General features: G+C 58.9%; 7 protein-coding genes. 5 read left to right on the top strand and 2 right to left on the bottom strand.

What is annotated here, in order from left to right:
* Window positions 1-73: 73 nt before the first annotated feature.
* Window positions 74-205, bottom strand: a complete 132-nt coding sequence (locus tag NW834_RS06900; RefSeq protein WP_414389862.1) for a hypothetical protein — start codon at window positions 203-205, stop codon at window positions 74-76.
* A gap of 40 nt (window positions 206-245) precedes the next feature.
* Between NW834_RS06900 and NW834_RS06895 the strand changes: the two genes are divergently transcribed.
* From NW834_RS06895 to NW834_RS06885, 3 genes are all read left to right on the top strand, one after another.
* Window positions 246-425 (top strand): hypothetical protein, encoded by a 180-nt coding sequence (locus tag NW834_RS06895; RefSeq protein ID WP_414349732.1) that lies wholly within the window; start codon window positions 246-248, stop codon window positions 423-425.
* A gap of 210 nt (window positions 426-635) precedes the next feature.
* A complete protein-coding gene (locus NW834_RS06890) occupies window positions 636-2,138 on the top strand; it encodes a DUF697 domain-containing protein (RefSeq protein ID WP_414419778.1) in 1,503 nt (500 codons plus the stop codon).
* Window positions 2,139-2,405: 267 nt separating this feature from the next.
* Window positions 2,406-2,759 carry a DUF6464 family protein gene (locus NW834_RS06885; protein ID WP_414349734.1) on the top strand — a complete coding sequence of 118 codons (354 nt, stop codon included), beginning with the start codon at window positions 2,406-2,408 and terminating at the stop codon, window positions 2,757-2,759.
* Here NW834_RS06885 and NW834_RS06880 read toward each other — a convergent pair.
* On the bottom strand, window positions 2,756-4,207 hold the full coding sequence (locus NW834_RS06880) for a BCD family MFS transporter (protein ID WP_414349735.1): 1,452 nt from the start codon (window positions 4,205-4,207) through the stop codon (window positions 2,756-2,758). The two genes, NW834_RS06885 and NW834_RS06880, sit on opposite strands and share 4 nt — an antisense overlap.
* A 169-nt stretch (window positions 4,208-4,376) precedes the next feature.
* Between NW834_RS06880 and NW834_RS06875 the strand changes: the two genes are divergently transcribed.
* Window positions 4,377-5,744 (top strand): hypothetical protein, encoded by a 1,368-nt coding sequence (locus NW834_RS06875; RefSeq protein WP_414419779.1) that lies wholly within the window; start codon window positions 4,377-4,379, stop codon window positions 5,742-5,744.
* A 235-nt stretch (window positions 5,745-5,979) separates the two neighbouring features.
* The gene (locus NW834_RS06870) at window positions 5,980-7,446 is read left to right on the top strand and encodes a hypothetical protein (protein WP_011434306.1); all 1,467 of its coding nucleotides are present in this window, start codon (window positions 5,980-5,982) and stop codon (window positions 7,444-7,446) included.
* Window positions 7,447-7,565 lie beyond the last annotated feature (119 nt).

Genomic DNA, 7,565 nt, shown 5'->3' with positions numbered 1-7,565 from the left:
TCCTGCTCAGAGATAGGCAGGATGCGATCGCTTCTTTCCTGAACCATGTTCAGGAGAGTTCAGCGTGAATGTATCAGGACAGATCCGCATCAACAACGCCAAGGTAGTTGTGGCAGACATTTAAGCCTCTAACGGCATCATCCACGTCATCGATGCAGTCTTGATCCCGCCGCGTTAGGAATTGGGCCACCACTTCGGGCATCATAGAAGCATCGAGATCCAGCACTTTATTGGGGAGATTCAGCGTGGAGCGGCCTAAGTGGGTAGCAATCGTTACAGGGATCCTGGCCATTGCTCTGGGGGTGGGCTACTTGCTGCTGGCACAGCTGTTGGATTATCGCGGGGGCGAGTTTTTGCCGGCACCGCTGGAGCCGCCGGCGATTTTGGGAGAGGGGATCCCTGGCTCATTGGGCCGGTTGAGCTGAGGGCGCTTTTGACTTCCTGCTTCCCCTTCCTCTTTTACTTGCGGGTGGCTGATCCCCAGCAAAACTCTTGACAAAATTGTATGCTCAGCTACAGCAAGCCCTATGCTGGAGAAGCGGTTGCAGATTCAGTTGACAGCGGGGGCTGTCCTCTGGGATGACCGGTCGATTTTGGCTTTTTGATCTGGAGATCTGGGCAGGCTGTGGGTTGGGATGGTGCTGTCGCGCTCCACTTGGGTGTGGTTGTGGGCAGGGCTGGGTTTGGCGGCCCTGAGCCAATATCTGCAATGGGTTAGCGGGATCTATAGCTTTATCGCCCCCCATTCGTTGCCGCTGGCGGATCTGGCAGTGGCCGGGATCCTGGGAGGGACAGCAGCAGCAGGTCTGGCAGCGCGCCATTGGTGGCAGCAGGCTGGCCGACGGCAAAGTGCTCCAAGTCAGCGGACACAACCGCTGCGGCGGGTTAAGTTAACTCGGAATCAGGTGCAAGCCGATCTGGAAGATGCCGATCGCCTGATCCAGAAGCTGCAGAATGACATCAGTCGCCGTGCCCTGCGTGCCAAGCTGCAAGAGATCAATCAGCGGCTTAACCAGGAGGAATTGCATCTGGTGGTGTTCGGCACCAGTTCCGCCGGCAAGACCTCGTTGATCAATGCCTTGATGGGCCGACCGGTGGGCGAAACAGCCCCCACCCTGGGCACCACCCAGCAGGGATCCATCCACACCTACCAATTGGAGGGCTGGAACGGCCCCATTTCCCTTACCGACACACCTGGGCTGCTGACGATTGGGGGAGCAGGTGAAGCGGAAGCCCGCGCCCTGGCCCAGAAGGCGGATCTGCTGATCTTGGTGGTGGCCGGAGACCTGCTGGCTTCGGAATATGCCGAAATGCTGGAGTTGGCCCGGCTGGGCAAATCCGCCATCCTGGCCCTCAACAAAACCGATCAGATGCTGCCGGAGGATGTGGAGACCATCTTGACCCATTTGCGCCGACGCACCGCCGGTGTTATCCCTGCCGAACAGGTGGTGGCCATCGCCGCCGATCCAGAACCCCTCAAGGTTCGCTACTACTCCGAAGATGGCTCTGTGCGGGAAACTTGGGAGCCGCAGCCCCCCGAGACAGAGGCCCTCATTCAACAAATGGCTCACCTGCTGCAGCAGAAGGGATCCCACCTGCGCTTGGCCAATGCCTTGTTGCAAACCCGAACTCTCAGCGAAGCCGTCCAGCAGGCCCTCCAAGAAGAACGTCGCCAACAGGGTCGCCAGATCGTGGAACGGATGCAGTGGGCCACCGCTGCTGCCCTGGCGGCAAACCCTCTTCCTGCTTTGGATGTGCTGGCAGGAGTAGCCATTCAGGCGCGCATGATTGGGGAACTGCACCAGGTGTTTGACCGACGCATTACCTTACGCCGGGCCCAGCAAATCGCCCAGAGTTTGGCGCAAATGGTGGTGCAATTGGGGGGGCTGGAGCTGGCCACTCAGGCTTTGGGCTCTCTGCTCAAGGCCAGCCCCTTGATGGTGATGGGGATCCCCCTGCAGGCAGTGACGGGGGCCTATCTGACACGGGTGGCGGGGCTCAGTTACCTAGAGTGGCTGTCTTCCGGGGATCCCTGGCAAGAGGAAATCCTGCAAGAGCGGATTAGGCAGCAGCTCCAAAACCGTCATCCTCTGGCCTTTCTCACCCAACTGGCCCGCCAAGCCCATTCCAACAGCTAGTCGAAGCATCCATCTTTTCGCCGCCACAGGCCCAACCTATCCCGTTCTCCGCCCGCTGCGGAAAATCCATTACACTGAGTACAGCTTTTTCTAACTTAACTTTGTAGAAGTTCTGTAGATTAGCAGGCTCCAGGTCACACAAGAGAGAACATTTGTACCAGCCATACTCAGTGTTGCCGGAAAAAGTTGCACAATTTGTTAATCACAAGTCAAGCCCAGTCCATCATTTTGTAGTCTGCTGCCCTAAACTGGCTCCGTTTGCGCCTTATGTCTTCCATCAACCCGACCTTGCCCATTCAGTGGATCGACGCGGATTCGGGAGAGGTGGTGGAAGAATGCCCTTGGGAGAGCAGTCCCCATCCGGGCACCTACGTCCAACTGGCAGAGCAGCACTACCTGGTTCTGGAAAAGCGTCATTCCTACCGGCTCCGGCAAGGCAAATACCACCTGTGTGGGATCCGCGCCCTGGTGCGTTCGGTCACCCCACCTCAGGAAGTGGGAAGGTTCCTGGGGGATCCCTCCTGTCGGTTTAATGCTCACTCGCCCTTGCTGCGTTGTGCCGTCAACCCCAGCGGGCCCTGTCAGGGCTGCCCCCACTACGAGTCGGCCCCGCGTTGCTAGCCCTCCAGCTCCAGAGCCAACACCTGGGTCAGCGCACGGTTGGTCTTTTCGCGAAACTCGGCCACGCTCACCCGTCCCAGCAAATACACGGCCAGCAACATCACCGCTGCCTCCACCCCAAAGACGGTGGCATAGGCAAGCACTGAAGAAGTGGGGAAGAGAATGCGCCCCAGATCGAGCAAAGCCCCGCCGAGCAAGGTGGAAACCGCCTGGGACATGGCCTGGGCCAGACCCCAAGCCCCGATAAAGGTGCCTGCCGTCTCCGCTGCCGTCAAATCCAACATGAGGGTAATGGCGCCATTGGTGGTGATCCCAGAAGCCAAACCAAACAGGATCATGCACAGTTGCAACAGCCGTGAATTGCCTGTAAACCCTGATGCAATGGTCAGCCCAAAAGAGATGGCCACCAGCAGACAGCCCAGACGGGCCGTTGTCTGTTTGCCCAGCTTGGGCACAATGAAAAATCCGGTCAGCACAATCCCCACCAAAATGCCCAAACTCCAAAAGGCATTGAGTTGGGTGCTCTGGGCCACCGTCATGCCAAACACCTCGCCGCCGTAGGGTTCTAGGATCGGCTGTTGGATAAACAGGCCCATGGTCATCAACACCAAGAAGCCGAAAAAGATCAGGGTTTGGCGGCTGGCGGTCAGCACCTTGATGGCCGTGCCAAGGGTGATTTGGTCTTCCCGTCCGGCCAGGGTGGAACGGGATCCGTAGCGGGAATAGCGCTTTTCCACTCCCCAGGTGGCAATCACCCCCAGCAGGATCACCACGGCTGGAATGATGACGAAGAGGCGATTAATGGTGCTCTGCAGGTTGTCTGGCTGCAAGCCCCGCAGCAGAACTGCCGAGCCAATCGCCCCCCCGGCAATGCCCACCATCAACATGGACCAGACGATCCCCACCAACTTAGAGCGGTTGTCCTCGTCTGACACATCCACCAGCAAAGCCGCAAAAGGCGTGGAGCAGGCGCTGAGGCAGAGACCATAAAGGGCAAACATCAAACAGGCCAAGCCTACCCAGCCATAGGTGGCTCCAGACCAACCCGTGGCCGCAAAGCTCTCCCCCAAACCCCACACCACCTGCACCCCCAGGAAGATACAAACGGCAAATAGCACTGATCCCAGACGCACATAGCCGGTGCGATGCAGGCCAAACAGGGGCTTGGCATCCGAGAGCTGCCCAAACCAAACCCGAGCCGGGGAGACCAACTGGTGCATGGCCAGGGATCCCCCCACCACCGTTGCCGGGATGGCCAGCAGATCCGTGTCGATCATGACACGGTTCAGCACTCCCAAAGTGAGCAACGACATCATTCCCAAGCCCATCTGAAACAGGCCCAGGCGGAACATAACATGCAGCGGCAAGGGCTGAACCTGCGCCTGAGGCTCTGGAGAAGTTGAAGTTACAGAAGCGTTGACCTCGGGATCCCGGCGAATACTGGCCATGATCTGGAATATTTCGAAAGGGTGCTACAGCTTTTTATCGTAGCCCAGGCGGCCTGGGATCCCGGCAAAAGCATGGGGTTGCCAAAAGTGAAACCGCCACACCCTCTCCCCTTTTGGGAGCTATTGTCAGGGTATAGTCCCCCAATTTCCAATCCTCAGGAATATTGCTATGCGCGCCCCCATCCCCTGGCTGCTGAGTTCACTGAGCTGGGTGGGCATTTCCCTGGCCGCTCCGCCGATGGTGTCTACTTCTCAGGCAACCCCTATGGATTTTCCCCTCCACCAGTCCCTTTCTTCCCCCTCGCCTTCAGAGTGGGCGGAATACTTGGCCTACAGGCAGGTCACCGACCGGACGATCTCCATGACCTGGGATCCGCAAGCGCGAGCCTTGGCAAAGCAGTATGGGCTGGATATCGTCAACATCACCTGGGAAGATACCGGACGCCACAAGGGATCTGCCCTTGGCCCCAACATCAGCGACATGACCATCCAGGTACAACAGCTCAACCCCAGAACGGGTCACTACGAGCTGAGCTTGATGCCGGTGATCCGCTACCCCAACTTTGCCGATCTGTCTGCCGACCTGCCCCTCGACAGCCTACAGGTGCTGGTGGGCAACGAAAAAGGAAAACCCCTGCAACCCGTGTCGTTGCGAGAGCTGCTGGGGAATCTGCGCCGCTACTTACATGATCCCGGCTCTTGGGCCGGCAACCGGAACTCCCTGCTGGCTCCACGGGATAGCCATGTGTTGGTGAGCGCCCAGGCCGCCTTTTTGCCCATCCCTGCCGGGGGATCCGCTCAATTCAACCCGGTGCTGTTCAACTACCAATCCCATCCCGGCAACCCAGCCGTGCTGGCAATCTTGGCCACCCGCGAGGGCACCAGCATTACGGTGATCGAGAACCGCACTGAAGATAAGGTAGATAAGGTGGGCGAAGCTATTTGGGGCCAGCGCCTTTTCTTCAACCAAAATGGTGAACGGGCCAGCCTCACCGGGCAGCGCCTCAGCGATTTTCGGGCCGAGCAAGCCGCCAACCCAACCCCCAGAGATCCCCATTCGGCGGAAGTAGCAGAAGAAGCCCTGAACCTGGTGATGGTGATCCAAGTACCTCTCCAGCAGCGGCAGCCGCCGCGAAGGGAAGTTGAGGATATCTCTGTCAAGTTTTTCGGACCCGCAGCCGACCTGGCCGGCCTCAGCAATGTAGAAGCCGCTGTCATCGGACATGGAGAGGTAGAGGGCCCCTTCACCGAGATCAACAACCTGGACATCGAGCGGGATCCTCGCTTTCCCATTCGGGTCACGGTCCAGTTCTACAAAGCCACCGACAATGGCGTGGTCTCCGCCGAGGACATGGCCCAAATTCACCATCAAATTGCCCGCGTCTATCGAGAGGCCGACTATGTGGGCAGCTTGGTGATTCAGCCGGATACAGGCCGACCTACGGAGTACAACCGCGACGCAGAGACAGAGCGCCCCTTTCCCTTTCCTTGGTTTCCTTGGTGGCTTCCTTGGTTTCCTTGGTGGCCGCGACGCTAGGGCCTGCTGCGCATTTTTCCCACAACCTGCCGCCAGGTGGCAACATCTTCTCGCGCCTGGGTTTCTCCACTACACTGACTACTGACCTGACGCCAAGGGGAATGGGTGTCGGCCCGATATCCTCGGCAAGGTCAGGGTCTGCAGAGACAGTTGCCAAGGTCTCATTTCTTGAGGCCATGGTGCTTGTCTGTGCCAGCTCTTGCCCAAGGCAGTGGGGAGTTTTTCCTGCAACACTATGGCTGACGCAGTTCCCGTTCGGCGCTACGACCTGTTTGTGCAGGCTTCCCGGCTGCTGCAGCGCTACCGGCAGCTCACGCCGGAACTCCGTCCGATAGGGCTAGAGGTGGCTCTGGCCATCCAATATCACCGCGCTCAGGCCGGATCGGGATCTCTGCTGCCTTGGGTGGGATCCCCTCGCGGACTGCCCTTGCAGCAAGTGGCCCAGCGCATTTGCGACCCGTTTTACAGCAAAACCCACCCTCTTTTACCGACCCTACCCGAAACCGGCGAGCCTTTGGTGTGGCCTCTGTTCAACCAGGGGGAAAACGGTTTGATCCGGCCCCTGGCCCCGAGCAAAGTGGGCGGGAAACTGGCGGAACGGCGCTGGCTCAAAGCCTGCAACAGCCAGGAAGGGATCGGCTGTCATGCCTTGGCGGCCCACTTGTGGCAAGACGAGCGCTTTTTGGCCGAAGACCGGGATCTCTGTCCTTTCCGCCTTTATGACGGGCGCTACCCTTTGAGCGTGGATCAAGGGCGGCAGACTTGCGGCTTTGACGATCACCCCTGTGGCTGGCAGCCGGGACACCCCAAAATGTTGCAGGTGGTGGGCAAAGGCAAACAGGCCGAGATCCTGCTCCCCCACTGGACGGATGACATGTGGGCGATGCTCATTCCCTCCCATCGTCCGCTGCCGATTTACCCGCTCTTGGTGATGCTTTACTTTGGCCAGGAAACTTTGCAAAAGGGGCGGAGCAGCCTCTCCATCGAGCAATTTCGTCTGGATTTTCAGTTTAGCCAGTCTCAACTGCGCCTGTTGTTCGACACCCACCCTGAGCACCCCTTGAATCGACACCTGCTTACCTGGGCTCAGCAGCCAGAGGTGGAGTGGGGATCCACAGAACTCTTGCCCCAGATGCCGCCCCTCCTGCATCAACCTGCCGGGGGCAAGGTGGTCTTGGATCCCGATGAGCCGCCCCAGTTCCGTAGCAGTGGGATCCCTCACAGCGCCGGGACAGACCCGCTGATGGCAGAACGCCGCCGTCGCCGTCAGTTGGAGCGCAGCGAACGCCACAACGAGATCTTGCACCAGTTTCGCCGCTGGTTCCGCCTGGCAGGATTGGAAGTCCGGGAGGATCAGCATACCTTTGACTTTTTGGCCGTGGCGGACGGGCATCTGCTTTTGGCCGAAGTGAAGCTCCTGCACCACAAGGATGCGGCAGAGGCTTTGCAGGAAGTGGTGGGACAGTTGCTCTACTATGAGCGCTTTGCCCTCGGCCCTTGGATCGAGCAGGGCTTTTCCGTCCAGAAGGCCGCCGTTTTCGATGGACCGCCGCCGGATCCCTATGTGCGATTTCTAGAAGACCTGGGCATTGCCACCTACTGGATCAACGAGCAGCAGATGATCGATGGGCCGGAAAACTCTTTGCGTCTGCTGCGCCAGATGGGGGTGCGGGTACGACCGGATCCCGAATTGGGGGATTAGGGGAAAAAGCCTGCCCATGTTCTCCCCTGAGTTTTGACTCAGGCGGGGGTAACTTCTTGTCTTCTTAAGCGTACCTTAACTGCCCCTTTACTCAGATTCCTTCCTGAAGATGGTGTCCA

This window comes from Synechococcus sp. R60.1, from assembly GCF_047461835.1.
Taxonomy (GTDB): domain Bacteria; phylum Cyanobacteriota; class Cyanobacteriia; order Thermostichales; family Thermostichaceae; genus Thermostichus.
The sequence above is the reverse complement of the archived record's forward strand: the minus strand, read 5'-3'. Positions and strand labels throughout refer to the sequence as shown.

Excerpts from the sequence above, each read along its gene's own strand:
- NW834_RS06880 (WP_414349735.1), bottom strand. The coding sequence starts at position 4,207 with ATGGCCAGTATTCGCCGGGATCCCGAGGTCAACGCTTCTGTAACTTCA.
- NW834_RS06875 (WP_414419779.1), top strand. The coding sequence starts at position 4,377 with ATGCGCGCCCCCATCCCCTGGCTGCTGAGTTCACTGAGCTGGGTGGGC.
- NW834_RS06870 (WP_011434306.1), top strand. The coding sequence starts at position 5,980 with ATGGCTGACGCAGTTCCCGTTCGGCGCTACGACCTGTTTGTGCAGGCT.
- NW834_RS06890 (WP_414419778.1), top strand. The coding sequence starts at position 636 with ATGGTGCTGTCGCGCTCCACTTGGGTGTGGTTGTGGGCAGGGCTGGGT.
- NW834_RS06885 (WP_414349734.1), top strand. The coding sequence starts at position 2,406 with ATGTCTTCCATCAACCCGACCTTGCCCATTCAGTGGATCGACGCGGAT.
- NW834_RS06900 (WP_414389862.1), bottom strand. The coding sequence starts at position 205 with ATGATGCCCGAAGTGGTGGCCCAATTCCTAACGCGGCGGGATCAAGAC.